At 48.5% G+C, this 1,747-nt stretch carries 1 protein-coding gene and 1 pseudogene; both read right to left on the reverse strand.

Annotated features, from left to right (window positions below; all coding sequences use genetic code 11):
- Positions 1 to 409, reverse strand: a pseudogene (locus J07HQW2_RS02620) (hypothetical protein); the annotation flags it as partial.
- 109 nt (positions 410 to 518) lie between these two features.
- A partial coding sequence (locus J07HQW2_RS02625; RefSeq protein WP_303703923.1) for a PKD domain-containing protein occupies positions 519 to 1,747 on the reverse strand: 1,229 nt, incomplete at its 5' end.

The following is a 1,747-nucleotide window of genomic DNA, read 5'->3' on the forward strand; positions in this document are numbered from 1 at the left end:
TTTCGGAGCTGACAGATTCGTTTAGCGTTGTTCCCTGTGACTTCGTTAGTTCGTTATCATTGATATAGAATTTTATTGTGGCATCATTGACCTCCTTAGCCTCAACTGTGATCGTTACGTTCTCATCCCCATTATTCGTAATATCAATCACATCATCATCTAGCGTCTGGGAATCGCGAGTGGTCCCCTTGGCTTTAGCACTGCTGAAATTAATCGCGGCTTGGTTTCCTGTCTTTTCTGCAAGCGAGCTGTTTGCCGGTTGTGTCTGGATGAGTGAAGACCCGTCACCGACTGCCTGAATATTTGCTGCCCGATCCGCCTGAACGGTTGTGAACGCGCCTGTGGCAGCAAGGGTACCTGCAGCAGCAAAAACCATCAGGAGCGCGAGTAATTTTCCTTTTGAGATCATCTTAATTTATGTCAATTTATTGCAATTTGCTTTTGTATTGCATTTATTACATCTGAGTACATCTGATGATTACGCGTTATTGCGGAGGGTAAATCATCTTTTCATTCGTTCACAAATCAACTCGAAACTCTGCTGTGTGCTCTGTGGCTGTCTTCTCTCTTTCATTCACAGTTCTCACCGCGATCCTGTATGTGTCTGTGTCATCAACTGAGAGCGTTGGAGGAACATACAGTTCTGCCGGGGTCGACTCATACCGATATGTGCCGATTTCTGCTGGTCCTGCTCTGTCTGGTGTAATCTCTTTGGTGAGGAGGCGGTCTCCGTCGCTGGTGACGATTGAGAGTCTGATAGCGATAATCGGGCGATTATCATCTTCAACTACCACTGATTCGACGCCGAGACACCGGTCAGTATGGTCATAAAATGGAGCTCCAAGCTCCACAATGCGTGGATTTCGCCGAATTCGAGTGAGGAGTGTTGTCCACGGGACAACCCGATAGCCAGCCACTGACCCAAGAATGCCGATTAGTGATATGATCCCTGGGACAAGTGCCTGCTGTGGAACATCTGATTGTTCAATCAGTGTTTTGTCCGGGGGGATCACAACCGTCTCAACAGCCGATGCCTCACCACCGTACTCGTCCTCCACACGCACTTGGACTGTGTATTGGGTCTCCTGTCTTGGATACGTCACTGTCTGTCCAGTTTTGATTGTCCCATCAGGGAATTCCCATCGCACAGACGAGTCCCCAATCTCATTGGAAATATTCGCGGTGAGTGTGGTCTCAGTGGTGTCAGTCTGAGTCTGAGTTTGAGTTTGAGTTTGCGTCGCGGTTATACTTTCAATCGCTGGAACATCATTCACAATGACCGTCTGGATCGTGGTATCTGATTGCCCAAGACTATTTGTCACTGTCAATTCGACTTCATACGTTCCTGGCTCACTGAATTCTGTTTGAATATCTCTGCCAGTTGCCGTCGATCCATCCGGGAGTGTCCAGGTATATTGAACATTCGGATCGGCGAAGATTGCAAATGGAGAGAATCCAGGTGTCTCCGCTTCAAGTGTAACCGAGTCACCCTGGACAGCAACATCTGTATCCAACACTTGCCAGCCATCGTCGGTTAATCGCCCCACGACAGCTTCACCCGGGCTAACCTCCCCTAATGTCGCTCGATCTGCTTCTAATTCAATCGTTGTCCTCTCATTTTCCTGCAACGACGGTGATGATGGATCAATATCAACTGCTGCTGATACCTGCTGTGAGGGAGACACCGACTCAGTTGACCCAACTGTTGACTGAGTCCCGCTCAACTCAACCTCTTCATCTGTCGTCG

The sequence above is a fragment of the Haloquadratum walsbyi J07HQW2 genome, assembly GCF_000415985.1.
GTDB classification, from domain to species: Archaea; Halobacteriota; Halobacteria; order Halobacteriales; family Haloferacaceae; genus Haloquadratum; species Haloquadratum walsbyi_B.